Source organism: Streptomyces sp. NPDC057743 (assembly GCF_042798755.1).
GTDB lineage: Bacteria > Actinomycetota > Actinomycetes > Streptomycetales > Streptomycetaceae > Streptomyces.
Genome location: NZ_JBHVJX010000001.1, coordinates 1 through 15561 on the forward strand (window position 1 = coordinate 1; position 15561 = coordinate 15561).

Here is a 15561-nt window from a genome sequence, read left to right on the forward strand (position 1 = left end):
ACCCAACCCTCAAGCACTTTCCGCTGAACGTCAGTTACCGTCACCGGCGGGATCTTCGGTCCTCGTTGAGTCACATACAACCAACGACGAAAACCCGACTCAGGACACTAGGGCGTGGCAGGCTAGGCGGGCTTCGGCGTAGCCAATGGAGTAGCCCAAGTTGAGACTCGCGTTGAACGGCGTCGTGGCCTTACGTGGTGTCTTCCCGGCGTACTGCAAGGCGGAGGATCGCGTTTGGAGCGTCGTCCAGTGGTCGGGTACGTCGCCCCGGAACTTGACCTGGGTGCCCCGGATGCTGCCCCAGTAGAGGCGACTGGTCTTGGCTTCGATCGCGGTGATTTCGGGGATGGTGTCTACGTCGTGTTGCAGCCGGATCAGGTGATCTTTGATCTTGGGGTGTCCGCTGACCTCGTACTGGCCGGTGATTTTGCGATCCATGATGTACCGCACGGCCGCGGTGCTGCCGAGTGCTTGTGCCCGGTGCAACCGGCCTTCGTAGTAGGTGTCAGCCGGAGAGGTCATGAGGACATCTCCGGCTGGATCGAGCATGACGACGCTGATTCCGACGTTCTTGCACCACTTCATCGCGTCGATGGTCACGTATCCGTCAACGGCTTTGATGATGATGCGCTTCACTCTCCGTTCTATTCGGGAGAGTTGATCGGTGTGACGGTGAGGACCGAAGCCATCGTGGATGACCAACTGTCCGCGTTCTACGGTGAGTTTGGCGCCGAAGCCTTCGACTACAAGGGCGGGTCCGATGGTGCGGGGAGCGAAAATCTCGGCCAGTTCGGGGATTTCAGCATCCGTCATGCTCTAATTCTATCGACCGTGCCCCCAACTTCGAAGCGTTTTACCCAACTTGGGGACGCTTCTTTCCCCGCAATCGTCGCCACATGCGCCGCAACCTCCCTGCCCTCACGGTGACCGTTTCGAAGGTGGCATTGCCTTCCCCGTCGATGTGCGCCACCAACTTCCCGCCGGCGTCGTAGACGTGCAGGGAGTCAAAAGCGCGTTGAGTCCCTTCGCCCCATGGCATCAGATCAGCCCATCAAGTTCGGTGAAGAGCGTCGCAACGGGGGGATTGACACCCGCGTCAGTGAGCCACACGAGATAAAGGCGGGTACCCGGCGGGATGGTCACCTTGTGGTAGGGCTCAAATTCCCGCGTGGTGGCACTCGGTGCACCCGAGATCATCACGCTATCGTTGCGGAGTTCGAGTGTGGTGTTTGGCGGAATCCCGCTGGGTGGGTTGATCGCTATTCGGTAGAAGGATCGGGGGCGGTTGTCGGGTGGAAATTGGATCGCCCAGACCTGTTGTCCGGGTGCGCCGAATGCGGTTCCGTCCACTAGTGAGCCTTGCTCGGTGATAGGCGAAAGACTAGGCACGATATTCCTTCATTATTGGCCCGGAAATGCGGAACGACCCGACGCGGGGTCGGGGCGTTGGTTGCGCACGTGCTTACTTGAGCATGGCGATTACCTGGGGGAGCATCGCGGCATACTGAGCGGGAATCGGTTGGCGTTCCGCGGTTCCGTTGTTTGGATCGATGATTTCGACGCTGAACGTGTCGTCAGCCTCGCGGTACAACTCCGCACGCATGATCAAGGTCGCATCAGTCATTGTTGACCGCCTTGAAAAGGACGCAGGTTCCTTCTTCGGTTTCCTCCCGACGCGTTGACACGTGGTAGGGGAACCGTGCGGAGCGGTTGACGTACTGGAGTAGCTTCGCGAGTTCTTCAGCCTTCTCGGACGTATCGAACTTCGCGGAAAGCCACACACCGTTTTTGGCGCTGGCGGAGATGCTCTCCAGTAGCCAGGTGGGAAGGCAGGGACCGGGGCGTCCCCGGCCGGTGGGTACCTCGTTCTCCGGCACGGTTTCGATCGGAATTTCAGACAGCACGTGAATCCCCCGTTCATGGACACTGATTCCTGTGCGGTAACCGGCGCCGATCCCGATTCCATTATTGAGCGTTTCGACGCACTGAACCCGTATGGCCGTGACCTCGTGCCCCACATGCTAAAGAGAGAGTTCGACGGATACGCCTACGTCATCAGCGCCAAACGCTACGTTCTCACCGACGCGGCCGGGAACATCGTCAAGAGTTCGGAACACGGTTTGGGCTATCTCATGGCGCCGGAGAGGGGGCAGCACAAAGCGTGGATTGAAAAGCTGTGGCGGGCCATTCTCGATGACGAAGAACCCGACTGGGGAACACTCCCCGCCCTCATGCCGCACAGCGTCTCATCCTGGGGGCTTTACAACGCCTTCCGCACTCTCAATGCGAAAAAGCCCTACCCGCAGCAAATGAAGCCTTTTAACTTCATGATGATCGGGCAGGTGGATCCCATGTACCGCGACCCTAAAGGCGGATTGCTCATTGCTCCCTATGAGGCCGACAGCAGCAAATGGGGGCGCGTGACATGGGTGGACAGGAACGATCCCGTCAAGCCGATCAAACGCCCGCCGCTCGTTGTCTTCCAGGACGTAATTGACGACTACGCCGTTCACCCAGAATGGAAATTCGAAGACCTGAACGGTCAGTATTGCATTCCGCCGACCCGAGGAATCCTACGGCGCCAATGGATACACGCCCCCAGTGCCACGACGGTGGGCAAGGAATCCAACAGCTTGGAAGGGACCGAACTACTCGATGCCGAAGGAATCACGCCGGTCCTATTCGGGAAGACCTGGGACGACTGGCTCCCCCTCATCATGCCCTTTGAGACACAATGCATAACTGATCGGGTCGTCTCCGAACGGCAAATGCGCCGCTATCGGCGGGGCGCCGCACCCAAACCCAACAAAATGAAGTCCATCATCCAAGCATGCGCACTCTACGCATGGCGAGACCTGAGAAAGGAACACGCAGACTCAGTCCTGAATCTCGACCCTCTCCACGTACTGCAAACCTGGCACCACATCAAACGCGGACAGCAAAGGACCCGCCAGCCCCACACTGGCGGGTCCCACTAAGCCAAACTACCAGCTAGGCGACGTGGTTTGCCCGCAGTGCGTGCACACCAGTTGGTCACCCTGCCTTTGCAGATCGTGCTGCCCGTTGGGACTGTTAGGACACATCGTGAAGTCTTCTCCCTAGCTACCACTGAACATTGACAGTGTGTCCACAAGCACACACCATCTGGTTTCCCCGAACTTCGTAACTGTGTTGTCCGTTGGGGTAAGCGGGACACATCGCGCCGTCAACCTCCTTGACTTGGTGATCACACGTTCCCCATTACGGGGTGACCCCGCCCGTTCCTGGCAACTCCGGGAACGGGCGGGACAGTTATGGAGGCGGAGCAACCAGCCACGGCGCCCCGCCCTGGTCTATGTCGCCGGATGGCTCCCGAGCACGGCGACGAAGGACGCTTCCCTCGTCACCTCGAAATAGATGTGGCCGGTGGCTTCCACGTGCCGGAGACACCAATCCCGGGCTTCATCTTCGGAGGGAGCGTCGAGACTGAACGCCGAGCACTCCCAGCACTTCCCCACGTACCCGGGGCGTGATTTGGCTCGGAGCGTCCATCGAAGAAGCTTGCCCGACACCGTCATGACGCACCGCCCGGAGGTTCCGACGCGTCGTCGGCCGTGCCTTGTATGGCGTTGATGCAGGCGTCGAGAGCACGCTGCATCTCTTCCAACTCTTCGTCGGTCAGTTCATCGACCCATGCGGTACGGGCTTTGAAGTCGTCCCGCCAGGCATCGAGTTGGCGGTGCAACTCCCGATACCTGACGTGACGGTTCCACCACTCCTCAACCGCCCAACAGGCTTTGACGATGCGTTTCGTCCTGGGCATCAACGCTTCGCCTGATGCTTGCGGGCGTGCTTCTCCAACTCCACCGTGCACATGGCGGCGAGAGCACGCTTCCCGTTCCTCCTGTGGGCAGCTCGCTGCTTCACCAGTTCCGCGCACACGTCGCACCCCTCAACCGGCTTCGGTTCCGGGAACGGGTCCGCCAGGTGCACGGGGTCGCTCAGACTGGGCATTAGCCAGCCACCTCCACCCCGTGAATCCAACGCGGCCCGGCATCGACTCCGACCGTCGCCAGCCACACCGCCCGCCGCCGGGAACGCTGCAACCGCCGCTCGCGACGCTCCGCGGGGGTGAGGACGTACGGACGGAGCAACGCCACGTCCTCACCCCGCAGCAACCGCTGTTCGACGGGGACACGGGGGATGGTGAGCGTGGGGGTGTCGCGTTCGGGGGTGGGCGCCGCGTCGGTCGAACGGTGACGCCCATGGGCGGGCAATAACACCCGAAACAGCGATTCGAAGATCGTTCGGATAGTGTGGAGCACGCTTTCAACCTCCTGTGGGTTGAGGCCATGCCCCCGGGCCGTCGCCACGGTCGCGGGGGTCTTCTAACCCCGGCATCGTGCCGACAGACAAAGGCCGGGACTATCAGTCATTACTGATAGTCCCGGCCATTGCTTGACGCTAAGTCACCTTCCAAGCCATGAACCGTAGTTGCTGAAGCTGTCCGGCATCCTGCGCTTTGCCGCCTCCAGTCCCGCATACGTTTCGCGCACCGTGGGGTGATACCGAGTCTGTTGGGGGGCCAACTTGCGTGCCTTCAACAGGCTTTTGAACGCTGCATCCGTGCGTCCTGTCCACATCTGCGCTCGTGCCACCTCGGTGTGGTGGTGAGCAAGGCGAGACGGGGGCCACCCATCCGGAACCGTGATGTCTTGAGCGGCGTGAACGGCTTCGGGGTACAGGTCAAGTTCCGCCAAGACACTGACTCGGTGCGCCCCGACGTTGGTCGGTCCAAACGACAGCCAGTGAATCTGCTCCGCCGGGCCCGTCCGCTTCGCAATGCGCTCAGCTTCGTTGAGGTGTCCCTCGGCTGCGGCCTTGTCTTTGTCACGCCCCGCCAGCACAGCGGCACCTAGGTGCAACTGTCCGGTGACGGCGTCGAGTACACGCCCTGGTTCCGCCTGTTCCAGCGTGGCCATGCCCAACCGGATGAGCCGATTACCCGTCCGGTAGTCACTCGCCCGGAGGTAGGCAAGTGCCCTTAGGTACTGGCGCATCCCGCTCAGCACGGGGTCAGAAGCACGCTGTGCGGCCCAGTCCATGCGATCCAGCGCCACTGTGCACAAGTCAGCGAACCCAAGCTTCGTCGTGACGTCGTAGGCGGTCCGGTACGTGCTGGCGAGCAACTGCCAGTTGCGGTCAACCGGAGCTGTATGCGCTGTCGTCGTAGCCTCATGGATCAGACCAGGGAGTTCGGCCGCCACCTGCTTGATGTTCGTTGCTCGGACCATGGCGCACAGCTTCTCCGAGTGAGCCTCCAGCGCCTCGATCGAGCGTGGGGTCACGTCCGGATCGGGGCCGAGGTCATAGACGTTGAGCGCTTCGCGAATCGGGTTGATCAGGCCGTCGAGTTGGTCTTGTCGCAGTTCTTCGAGGTAGGGCTGTCCGGTCAACTCTGTGACCGGTACCGACAGGGCTCGTGCCAGCGCACCAACGACCGATGGACTAGCGGGCAAGACGCCCTGCTCCAACTTGGTCAGCGTGCTGTACGAGACATGGGATAGATCAGACAGCTCGCGTTGCGTCAGTTGGCGGAGTTTGCGAGCGTGTGCGACGCGTGCGCCCGTGTGCTCTTCAATGTGCGGGGGCATACTGGTCTCTCCGTTCTGCATCGACACCAGAACGGTACCCCTGGTGGGATACAGGGGAACTGTGATCGGCCCCCGTCACTGGCGGGGGCCGTTGCCGTGTTGGCACAGCTTCAGGTGAACTCACACCCCGCCCTAAGCCCCACGGCCACCCTCCAACGTCACGGAGGGTGGCCGTTCGCATGCCCGGGAGCGCAGGAATGGTTGACAGACTCAACCATCGGACAAGAATCTGGTTCTCTCTCTACTCCCCCTCCCGTGGGTGGGTGGATTTCCCTGGGCGGGGGCTGATCCTTGTGGTCCCCTGACGGTCACCGCCCGGTAGCTGAGGCCGCCCGTCCGCTGACGGTCACCACTCAACCCAGCGGCCCGAGTTGGCCCACCGGGCGGACGTGGCAACCACCGTTTTCACCCACCCCCCACGGGAGGGGACGGGCCGGAGGGGTGGGGGTGCCAGACGTAAAGCGAAGCAGTCTGGCACCCCCACCCCGCAGGACCGTCACCGCACCCAACAGCCCCGCGCAGCGGACAACAACGCCCGCGCCGCAGGCGCAAACAACAGCACCCCGCACGGCGGGAAAGCCAACAACGTGGGGCACAGCCGGCCGCAGGCCCACGGCGGGACAGCCGACAACGTGGGAAGCAGCCGGCCGAAGGCCACTCAGCGGGTGATCGCGACCATGGCGACGTCGTCGCCAAGATTGCCATCCGCGTACCGCAACAGATCGTCGCGCAGCCGCCCGATCAGCGCCGCCGGATCGGGCTCGTTCCACTCGGCCAGCCGCTCGGTCAACGGGTAGAACGCGCCCGAGCGGTCCCGGGTCTCGATCACCCCGTCCGTGTAGAGCAGCAGTACCTCGTCCGGCCCGAACGCGAAGCTCTCCACCTTGTAGTCGCCCTCCGCCGGGGCCGTCAGCCCCAGTGGCACCGCCGGCTCGGCGACCTCCAGCGACCGGATCTCCCCGCTCCCCAGGACCAGCGGCGGGGGGTGCCCGCAGTTGACCAGCTCGACGCACGGGCCGTCGTCGTAGACGTCCAGGACCAGGGCGGTCACGAAGGACTCCGGGTCCTCCTCCGGGGCGTGCGCCATGTTCCAGTGCACCGCGTTGCCCAGGTGCGCGACGGCCGCCGGAAGCGAGAGATGCTGGTACGCCGCGCCCCGGAACGCCCCGACCAGCGCCGCGGCCTCCCCGATCGCGGTCAGGCCCTTGCCGCGGACGTCCCCGATGACCAGCCGGGTCCCGCCCGGCACCGGCACCGCCGCGTAGAGGTCGCCGCCGATCTCGGCCTCGGCCTCCGCCGAGATGTACGCCGACTCGATCCGCAGCGCCCCGCTCCGGCGCGGCAACGGCCACAGCAGCACCTGCTGGGCGGCCACCGCCACCGTCCGGACCTGGCTCAGCTGCCGCTGGTGCCGGTCGCGGGCGTAGCGGAAGACGGTGACCAGCACCGAGATGACGACCAGCGCGGCGATCTGCGCCTCGTGGTTCGAGGTCGTGATCCCGCCGTGCAGGAAGCCGATGAGGACCTGCGCGGCCACCGCCAGGGCCCCGATGGCGCCGGTGAGGACGGGGCCGGCGAACGAGGCGGTGAGCGCCGGCGCCGCCACCAGGAACGGTCCCAGGTGGACGTTGGTGGGCGTGGTGAGGTCCAGCACCGTGACCGCCGCGATCAGGGCGAGCGGCAGGGCGATCAACCCGTGGCTGAGCCGCCAGGGCCGGCCGCTGCGATGACGACGGTGCCGGACGCGCATACCTCTTCTCTACACCTGGGCCGGCCCCCGCGCCCGTAGGGCGTCCCCGCCGGCCGCCGACGGGGACGGGCGCCTCCGGTCGGTCAGACCCCCGGCGGCAGGTGCGTCGGCCGGCCCGAACCACGGGTCAGGCGGTAGCCGCCGATGCCGGCCAGCGCCGCCAGCACGCCGCCGATCGCGGTCCACACCCAGCGGTCCGACCACCAGCCCGAGGACCAGCCGCCGTCCGGCGTGCCGTCCGCGGCGGGCTGCTGCGTCGCGCCGCTCTGTTGTGGCTTCGGCGACGCGGCCCCGGCGCCCGGCACCAGCGGGGCGGACAGCTTCCCGTCCACCGCCTGGGCGCCGCCCGCGTCGGCCGCGGACGCCTCGACCTCCGTCTGCACCGGCTGCCCCAGCTCCTCCTGCGGCAGGTCGACGGCGGTCAACCGGACGTAGTAGTTGCCGGGCAGCGGGTCGTTGGACCACTGCTCGGCCCAGCCGCGCACCGTGCGCAGCGCGCAGGACAGCTCGACCGCGTCGGCGTTCTCGCCCGCCGCCTTGGTCTGCACGCCGTAGCGGCACGCCTGCCGGCGCCGCAGCCCGTCGTACACGTCCAACTGCCAGGTGGTCGCGCCGTGTCGGGCCGCCTTCGGCAGCGTGACCTTCGCCTTGACGGTGACCCGCTGCCCGACGTCGGCCGGCAGCACCCAGTACAGGTAGTCGCCGGTGGAGGCGCTGGCGGTGGCCCGCTGGTCCAGGGCGATCGGCGTCGCGGTACGGAAGGACGTGCCGGCCTCCGTGGGCCCCTTGGCGGCGTCCCCCTCACCGGTGGCGCTGACGCTCGGGCTCGGGCTGTCGGCTACGGCCGCGTCGGCCCCCGCCACACCGCCGACGAACGCCACCGCGGCGCCGCTCACCAACACCCCAGCGGCCCGCGCCGTCATCTTGCGTACGGTACGCATCAGTTGGTCCTCCAGACGGTGATGCGCCAACGGGAGATCCAGCCCCACACCAGGCCGCCCACCAGACCGGTGAGCGCCAGGGCGCCGAGCAGCCACCAGCCTCGGCCGAGGCCGAAGGAGGCGACGTCGGAGGCGTCGTGCGGCCCGTCGACGAGGTCCACGGCCAGCTCCACCGGCAGGCCCGGGTCGGTCTTGACCGAGGGCCCGGCCGAGAAGGAGTTGCTGACCTGGAGGCAGACCGTCTCGGGGGCGCCCCCGGCCGCGGCGTCATCGGCCTTGGCGTAGCGCAGCCCGGTGGAGATCACATCGGTCCGGCCGTCGCCGGCCTCCGCGCCGCGGACGATCTCCCGACCGTGCACCGTCGAGGCGCGCAGCAGCACCCCGTAGTCGTTGTTGACCGCGCGGTCCGCGCCGACGCTCACCGAAGCGCGCAGCTCCTGGCCCGGCTTGACGTTCACCCGGTACCAGCGGTGCTCGGCGAACTTCTCCCGGTCGGTGAACAGGCCCGGCTTGAGCTCCGGGGCGGTGGCGCACTGTGCGGAGCCCTTGGTCGCCACCGGAGTGGCCACGGGCCGGGCCGTCCGATCCACCAACTGGTGCACACGGTCCCGGAGTTGGTCGGTGTGCTGCACCGAGGTGTACGTACCGCCGGTCGCCTCGGCGATGCAGCTCAACTGGCTGCGGGTCTTGGCGTCCGGCAGCAGCCCGAGGGTGTCGACGGTGAGGTGGATGCCCTCGGCGGCGATGTCCCGGGCGACCTGACAGGGGTCGAGCGGCTGGCAGGTGTCCTCGCCGTCGGTGATCAGCACGATCCGGCGCTGCCCGTCACCGCCCTTGAGGTCCTTGGCCGCGGCCTGAAGGGCCGGGCCGATCGGCGTCCACCCGGTGGGCACGAGCGTGGCCACCGCGGTCTTGGCCTCGGTCCGGTCGAGCGGCCCGACCGGGTAGAGGAGCTTGGTGTCCTTGCAGCCGACTTGGCGGTCGTTGCCCGGGTAGTTGGCGCCGAGCGTCCGTATGCCGAGCTGGACGTCCTTGGGGACGGCGTCCAGCACCTCGTTGAACGCCTGCTTCGCCGCGGCCATGCGGCTCTGCCCGTCGATGTCCCGGGCCCGCATCGAGCCGCTGACGTCGAGCGTCAGCTCCACCTTCGGAGCGGATGCCTTGGGCGCCGATGCGGCGGGCTCCCCGGTGGGCTCGCCGGCGACGGCCGGCGTGGGCAACAGCCCCACCGCCATCGCGGCAAGCAGTCCGCACACCCCGGTCGCCAGCCTTCTCCTGGTGATCCGTTTGGTGATCGTTGTGATGATCATCGCCGGATCGTACGGAGAAAAATGGCTCACCGCCAAAATGCCCCCCACGTGGTTGGCTTTCCCGCCGTGCGGGGTGCCGATCGCGCCTGCGGCGCGGGGCGGGGCGAGTGGTCTTGTCCGCTGCGCGGGGCTGTCGGGGTGCGGTGACGGTCCTCCGGGGTGGGGTGTTCGGACTGCTTCGCTTTACGTCCGAACACCCCACCCCTCCGGCCCGTCCCCTCCCGTGGGGGGTGGGGAAAAACGGTGGTTGCCACGTCCTGCCGGTGGGCCAACTCGGGCCGGTGGGTTGAGTGGTGACCGTCAGGCGACCACCATGAGTAGCCACCACGCACAGAAATTCCACCCTTCAACGGGAGGGGACGGGTCGGAGGGGGCGGTATGCCAGACGTAAAGCGAAGCAGTCTGGCATACCGCCCCCGGAGGCCCGTCACCGCACCCAACAGCCCCGCGCAGCGGACAACTCAGCCCGCGCCGCAGGCGCAAACAACAGCAACCCGCACGGCGGGAAAGCCAACAACGTGGGAGGCAAAAACATGCCGCACTTTGGCGACTACCAGCACGAGATCTACGCGGCCGGCCTGGAGGGCGAACTGCCCTCGTTGCCCATGACGTTCGAGGAGCTGGCGGCGCGGGCCGAGGCGGCGCTGTCGCCGGCCGTCTGGTCGTATGTGGAGGGCGGGGCCGGGGACGGGCGGACGCAGCGGGCCAACGTCGAGGCGTTCGCGCGGTGGGGGCTGATGCCGCGGATGCTGGTGGGTGCCGCCCAACGGGACCTGACCGTCGAGCTGTTCGGCCGGACGCTGCCGTCGCCGCTGCTGATGGCGCCGGTCGGGGCGTTGAGCCTCTGTACGCAGGACGGGCACGGGGATCTGGCCGCGGCGCGGGCCGCGGCCCGCGCCGGTGTGCCGATGATCGCGTCGACCTTCGCCGCCGACCCGATGGAGGCGGTCGCGGCCGAGTGCGGGGACAACCCCGGCTACTTCCAGCTCTACGCCCCGACGGACCGGGAGTTCGCGGAGAGCCTGGTGCGCCGCGCGGAGGCGGCCGGCTTCCAGGGCATCGTGGTGACCCTGGACACCTGGACCCTCGGCTGGCGCCCGCGTGATCTGGCGTTGGCCCACTTACCCCAGGCGCACGGTCACTTGCTGGCCAACTACACCTCCGACCCGGTCTTCAGGGCCCGGTTGCGCAAGCCGCCGGAGGAGGACCCGGCCGCCGCCATCGAACTCTACGCCAGCGTCTTCAGCAATCCGCTGACCTGGGACGATTTGGCTTGGTTACGGTCGCTGACCGAACTGCCGCTGATCCTCAAGGGGTTGAGCCACCCGGAGGACGTGCGCCGGGCCCGGGACGGCGGCGCGGACGGCATCTACTGCTCGAACCACGGCGGCCGGCAGGCCGACGGTGGTCTGCCCGCGCTCGATGCACTGCCGGGTGTGGTGGCCGCCGCCGACGGCCTGCCGGTGTTCTTCGACTCCGGGGTGCGCTCCGGCACCGACGTGGTCAAGGCGCTCGCCCTCGGCGCCGCCGCGGTCGCGGTCGGCCGGCCCTACGCCTACGGGTTGGCGCTCGGCGGCACCGACGGCGTGGTGCACGTCCTGCGGTCGCTGCTCGCCGAGGCCGATCTGCTGATGGCGGTGGACGGCTATCCGACCCTCGCCGATCTCGATCCGAACTGCCTGGTGCGCCTCTGAGTAGCGTCAGGGGCCCCCGGGGCGCGGGGGCGCCGTCGGCCGGGGACGGCGGGCGGGCGTAAAGGTCGCCGGGAGCGGGAAGTGGTTAACGGCGAACCGAGCGGGTCGAGTTCGTGCCACTGCGAGGGGGGTCCCTTGGCGGCCGCTGTGCCATCGTCTTTGGAGCCACTGACTCTGGAACCGCGCCTGGAGCGGCGCCTGGCGTCGCTGCTCGGCGCGGGCGGCTTCCTCCCCTCGCTCGTCGACGCGCTGGGCTCGCCGTTGAGCGTGGTGCTGCCGGAGCAGATCGCGGAGAACGCCGAGCGGTTCCGCGCCGCGTACGGCACCCACCGGCTGGGCGGCCGGGTCTACTTCGCGCACAAGGCGAACCGCTCCAGCGCGCTGCTGCGGCGGCTCGCGGCGACCGACGCGGCGGTGGACGTGGCGTCGTTGGGCGAGTTGCAGCACGCCCTCGGTGCCGGGTTCACCCCGGATCGCATCATGGCGACCGGGCCGAAGAACCGCGAGTTCCTGTGGCTGGCGGCCCGCACCGGCGTCACCGTCAACGCCGACTCCGGCGGCGAGTTGGACGAGCTGGCCGCGCTGGTGCGCACCCATCGCCTGGCCCGCATACCGGTGGTGCTGCGGCTGTCCGCGTTCGACGGGCCCGGCGTGCGGGTGTTGTCCCGGCCCAGCCGCTTCGGCACCCCGGCGGGGGAGTTGGACGCCCTGCTCGACACCGTCGAGCGGCACGCCGACGCGCTGGAGCTGATCGGCGTCGGCTACCACCTCGACACCACCAGCCCGGAGGAGAAGGCGCGCGCCCTGGAGGGCTGCGTCCGGGCCATGGACGCCTGCCGGGGCCGAGGGCTGCGCCCGCGGGCGGTGGACATCGGCGGCGGCTTCGGCGTCAACTACCTTGCGCACGCGGCCGAATGGGAGCGCTACACCTCCGAGCTGACCGCCGCCGTGCTCGGCCAGCGGCCCCCGCTGACCTGGCGCGGCCACGGCTACGGGTTGCGCAACGACGGCGGCACCCTGCGCGGCGCGCTCGGCCTCTACCCGGCCCACCGCCCGGTCGCCGGCGCCCGCTACCTCGACGAGCTGCTGGCCATGCCGGCCCCCTCGTTCGGCGGCCGCTCGCTGGCCACCCTGCTGCTGGAGAACCTCTACGACCTCTACACCGAGCCGGGCCGGGCGCTGGTGGACCAGTGCGGGCTGGTGCTCGCCCGGGTGCTGGAGGTGCGCCGCACGGACAGCGGCGAGCCGCTGGTGCGGCTGGCGATGAAGGCCGACGACGCCGCGCTGGAGGAGCACGGGGTGGTGCTGGACCCGGTGCTGCTCGGGCGGGACGGCGCCCGCGTCCCCCGGGGCGAGGACGGCCCCGCGGCGGGGGTCTACCTGGCGGGCAGCCTGTGCCTGGAGGCCGACCTGATCACCCGTCGGATGGTGTTCCTGCCCCGACTGCCCCGCCCCGGCGAGCTGTTGGCGTTCGCCAACACCGCCGGCTACTGCATGGACTTCCAGACCAGCCGCGCGCAGCACCAGCCGGTCGCGCGCAAGGTCGCCGCATGGGAGGAGGACGGGTCCTGGCGCTGGTGTCTCGACGAGCAGTTCTGGCCGATCACACGTCCAGGGGGAGAGCGATGAGGTACGAGAGCATCACCGAGGCCATCGGGAACACCCCGCTGGTACGGATCGATCCGGCCGTGCACGGTCTGCGCCACATCGACCTGTACGCGAAGCTGGAACTGCTCAACCCCTTCGGATCGGTGAAGGACCGCGCGGCCTGGAACATGGCCCGGCCGGGCCTGGCCGAGGCGGTGGAGCACGGCAGTCAGGTCGTGGAACTCTCCAGCGGCAACACCGCCAAGGCGCTGGCGGTGATCGCGGGGATGCACGGGCTCCCGTTCAAGAGCGTGACCAACCGCATGCGGATACCGGAGATCAAGGACCTGCTGCTGCTGCTGGGCGCGGAGATCGAGGAGCTGCCCGGGCAGAGCGAGTGCCTGGACCCGACCAACACCGAGGACCCGCTCACCCTCTTCCACCGGGAGCTGTCCGACCCCGGTACCAGCTACCTCCACACCGACCAGTACTTCAACTCCCGCAACACCGAGGCGCACGCCACCGGCACCGGCCCGGAGATCGTCAAGGACCTGGACGGCCGGGCGCCCGACTACTTCGTTGCCTGTGTGGGCACCGCCGGCTCGTCCACCGGGGTGGCCCGGGTGCTGCGCGAGCACGACCCCCGGGTGCGGGTGGTGGGACTGGTCGCCGCCAAGTCCGACTTCATCCCCGGCATCCGCACCCTCGACGAGGTCCACGAGGTGGGCCTGTTCGACCCGGCGACCTACGACACCGTGGAGTCGGTCGGCTCCGACGAGGCCATCGAGGGAATGCTGGCGCTGGCCCGGCGCTGCGGCATCCTGGCCGGCCCCACCGGCGGCGCCGCGTATTACGGGACGGTGCGTCATCTTCGGGAGATCGACGCGCAGTTGGCGGCGGAACAGGCCGATGGCGGGGAAGTGGTGCGGAGATCGGCGGTGTTCATCGTCTGTGACCGGATCGAGAGTTATCTCAGTTACACCAAGCGGCGCCGGCCCGATCTGTTCCGGCAGCCGGTGCGCCGCAACGATCCGGCCGACCTGACGGACGCCGAGATCGCCGCGGCGCCCGTGATCGACACCCAGGAGGCGCAGAAGTGGCTGGCGCGGGACCGGCCGCTCGTCGTGGATCTGCGCAGCCCGTTCGCCTATGCCGCGCTGCACATCGAGGGGGCGATCAACATCGTGGACCAGCTCTTCGACGAACTGGTGCGGGGCGGGCTGCCGTTCAGCACCCGGCAGCCCGTGCTGCTGGTCTGCCCGGTCGGCGAGCAGTCCGCCCGTTACGCGGCGCTGCTGACGCGGATGGGCCACCCCGACGTGCGCAGCCTCACCGGGGGCGTCATCGCCTGGCGGGACGCCGGCGCGCCGCTGGTCAGGGACTGACGCGATGGCCCCGATCACCGCGCACGGACCGGACGCCGCCCTGGTGGAGCTGGGGCCGTGGCAGCGCGGGCTGCGCGCCCAGTTCCCCATCGTCACCGGCAACCCGGAGCTGACGTACCTGGACAGCGCCGCCACCACGCAGAAGCCGCAGGCCGTACTGGACGCCGTACAGGCCCAGTTGACCACGGCCAACGCCAACGCAGGCCGCGGCTCCTACCCGTGGGCCAATGCCGCAACCGCCCTGGTGGCCGGCGTCCGCGACCGGATCAAGACGTTCCTCGGCGATCCGGACCCGGAGCGCTCGGCGGTCCACTTCACCAGCGGGACCACCGAGGGGCTGCGGATGGTCGCCCGGGACTGGCTGCCCGAACTCCTCGCCGACGGGGACGAGATCGTCGTCCCGTTCGCCGACCACGAGGCCAACCTCGCGCCGTGGCTGGAGGCGCAGCAACTGCTGGACCGGCAGGGCGTGCGGATCCGGGTGCGGGAGCTGCCGTACCAGACCTCGTCCGGGGACTACGATCCGGCGGCGCTGGCCCAACTGGTCGGCCCCCGCACCCGTTTCGTGGCCGCCACCCACGTCCACCACGTCTACGGCGGCAACATGAACGTCCACCTGCTGCGCCGGGCGGTCGGGCCGGACGTGCCGATCTGCCTGGACGCCGCGCAGAGCGTCGGTCATCTGCCGGTCTCGGTCGCCGAACTCGACGTGGATTTCGTGGCGTTCTCCGGTCACAAGGCGCTGGCGCTGCCCGGTTCGGGCGCGGTCTGGGCCCGGCAGACCCGTGGTCCCGCGTTGCGCCCCGGCGGTTGGTCCGGCAGTCCCAACACCACCGGGATCGCCGGCCTGGCGGCCGCGTTGGACTGGCTGGACGCCGCGGGCACCGAGCGGATCGGGCGCTGGACGGTCGCGCTGGCCGCCCGGCTGACCGAGGGGCTGAGCCAGCTGGACGCCTACGAGGTCGTGGGGTGCCAACGCAGCCTGGCCGTCGTCTCGCCGGTCCAACAGCGCTGCGGGATCGTCACGTTCCGGCACCGCGACATCGGCGCGAGCGACCTCGGCTTCATCCTCTTCGACCACGGCTTCATGGTGCGGACGGACGGGCACTGTCAGGCGGGCGTGGGGGAGCGCGCCAGTTCGGTGCGGGTGAGCCTGCACGTCTACAACACCCCCGAGGAGATCGACCGGTTGCTGGCCGTGCTCGCCTCCCTGACATGACCGCTGATCCGCGTCCGTTCCGTACCGTTGTACGGCCGTTCC

The 15561-nt window shown here is 68.4% G+C and carries 15 protein-coding genes; 5 read left to right on the forward strand and 10 right to left on the reverse strand.

The genetic code is table 11. The annotated features are described in order from the left end of the window. Positions 1-99: 99 nt before the first annotated feature. The 4 genes from ACFVFQ_RS00005 to ACFVFQ_RS00020 all read right to left on the reverse strand — a co-directional run bounded on the left by ACFVFQ_RS00005 (position 100) and on the right by ACFVFQ_RS00020 (position 1904). A complete protein-coding gene (locus ACFVFQ_RS00005; protein ID WP_383405794.1) occupies positions 100-813 on the reverse strand; it encodes a CRISPR-associated endonuclease Cas1 in 714 nt (237 codons plus the stop codon). 225 nt (positions 814-1038) lie between these two features. After that, positions 1039-1350, reverse strand: coding sequence for a hypothetical protein (locus ACFVFQ_RS00010; protein WP_383405797.1), 312 nt, complete (start codon positions 1348-1350; stop codon positions 1039-1041). 112 nt (positions 1351-1462) lie between these two features. Then, on the reverse strand, positions 1463-1624 hold the full coding sequence (locus ACFVFQ_RS00015; protein WP_383405800.1) for a hypothetical protein: 162 nt from the start codon (positions 1622-1624) through the stop codon (positions 1463-1465). Then, positions 1617-1904 (reverse strand): hypothetical protein, encoded by a 288-nt coding sequence (locus ACFVFQ_RS00020; RefSeq protein WP_383405802.1) that lies wholly within the window; start codon positions 1902-1904, stop codon positions 1617-1619. The genes ACFVFQ_RS00015 and ACFVFQ_RS00020 overlap by 8 nt, the downstream gene beginning before the upstream one ends. Positions 1905-1919: 15 nt before the next feature. Here ACFVFQ_RS00020 and ACFVFQ_RS00025 point away from each other — a divergent pair, with 15 nt between their 5' ends. Next, positions 1920-2978, forward strand: a complete 1059-nt coding sequence (locus ACFVFQ_RS00025) for a hypothetical protein (protein WP_383405805.1) — start codon at positions 1920-1922, stop codon at positions 2976-2978. Positions 2979-3553: 575 nt separating this feature from the next. Here the strand turns inward: ACFVFQ_RS00025 and ACFVFQ_RS00030 are convergent. From ACFVFQ_RS00030 to ACFVFQ_RS00055, 6 genes are all read right to left on the reverse strand, one after another. Continuing rightward, on the reverse strand, positions 3554-3802 hold the full coding sequence (locus ACFVFQ_RS00030; protein WP_383405808.1) for a hypothetical protein: 249 nt from the start codon (positions 3800-3802) through the stop codon (positions 3554-3556). Positions 3803-3992: 190 nt separating this feature from the next. Next, positions 3993-4304, reverse strand: coding sequence for a hypothetical protein (locus ACFVFQ_RS00035; RefSeq protein WP_383405811.1), 312 nt, complete (start codon positions 4302-4304; stop codon positions 3993-3995). A gap of 144 nt (positions 4305-4448) precedes the next feature. Continuing rightward, entirely contained in the window at positions 4449-5654 is a 1206-nt protein-coding gene (locus ACFVFQ_RS00040; RefSeq protein ID WP_383406969.1) for a helix-turn-helix domain-containing protein, read from the reverse strand. A 637-nt stretch (positions 5655-6291) separates the two neighbouring features. Continuing rightward, complete coding sequence (locus ACFVFQ_RS00045; RefSeq protein WP_383405814.1) at positions 6292-7383, reverse strand: PP2C family protein-serine/threonine phosphatase; 1092 nt, start codon at positions 7381-7383, stop codon at positions 6292-6294. Positions 7384-7466: 83 nt separating this feature from the next. After that, positions 7467-8324 (reverse strand): hypothetical protein, encoded by an 858-nt coding sequence (locus tag ACFVFQ_RS00050; RefSeq protein ID WP_383405817.1) that lies wholly within the window; start codon positions 8322-8324, stop codon positions 7467-7469. Then, positions 8324-9634, reverse strand: coding sequence for a VWA domain-containing protein (locus ACFVFQ_RS00055; protein ID WP_383405820.1), 1311 nt, complete (start codon positions 9632-9634; stop codon positions 8324-8326). The genes ACFVFQ_RS00050 and ACFVFQ_RS00055 overlap by 1 nt, the downstream gene beginning before the upstream one ends. 533 nt (positions 9635-10167) lie before the next feature. Between ACFVFQ_RS00055 and ACFVFQ_RS00060 the strand changes: the two genes are divergently transcribed. From ACFVFQ_RS00060 to ACFVFQ_RS00075, 4 genes are all read left to right on the forward strand, one after another. Further along, positions 10168-11328, forward strand: a complete 1161-nt coding sequence (locus ACFVFQ_RS00060; RefSeq protein WP_383405823.1) for an alpha-hydroxy-acid oxidizing protein — start codon at positions 10168-10170, stop codon at positions 11326-11328. Between the two features lie 147 nt (positions 11329-11475). Further along, positions 11476-12957: a Y4yA family PLP-dependent enzyme gene (locus ACFVFQ_RS00065; protein ID WP_383406972.1), complete on the forward strand. Its 1482-nt coding sequence runs from the start codon at positions 11476-11478 to the stop codon at positions 12955-12957. Then, positions 12954-14300, forward strand: coding sequence for a pyridoxal-phosphate dependent enzyme (locus tag ACFVFQ_RS00070; RefSeq protein ID WP_383405826.1), 1347 nt, complete (start codon positions 12954-12956; stop codon positions 14298-14300). Before ACFVFQ_RS00065 ends, ACFVFQ_RS00070 begins: the two co-directional genes overlap by 4 nt. Positions 14301-14304: 4 nt before the next feature. Then, positions 14305-15519, forward strand: coding sequence for an aminotransferase class V-fold PLP-dependent enzyme (locus ACFVFQ_RS00075; protein WP_383405829.1), 1215 nt, complete (start codon positions 14305-14307; stop codon positions 15517-15519). Positions 15520-15561 lie beyond the last annotated feature (42 nt).